Below are 277 nucleotides of genomic sequence, written 5' to 3'. Positions count from 1 at the left end.
CCCCAGGCCATCGCCCACGGGCTGTGGAACAAGGCGCGCACGCTCGCGGCGATGGGCGAACTACTGCCAGTCGCCCCCCTTGAAATAGAGGTGCACTTCAAGAAACCCGTGCGCCTGCCCAGTGCAGTAAGCCTGATGACTACCGGCACCGGCTCACGTGGCGAGTTAGTGTTGAGCGGCGCTGGCGACATACAGCATATGCTTGGGAAGTGGCGGCCGATTGTCTGAAAACAGCTGATAATTGTATATATACACCTTTAGTGATAGCGGACCCGGC

At 58.8% G+C, this 277-nt stretch carries 1 pseudogene; it reads left to right on the top strand.

Features of this window, described 5'->3' with window-relative positions:
• Positions 1–228 (top strand): annotated as a pseudogene (locus tag AC0L3B_RS39420) (hypothetical protein); the annotation flags it as partial.
• Positions 229–277 lie beyond the last annotated feature (49 nt).

Source organism: Bradyrhizobium sp. Kon56 (genome assembly GCF_055807635.1).
Note: the sequence above shows the minus strand (reverse complement) of the source record. Positions and strands in the feature narration are given on the sequence as shown.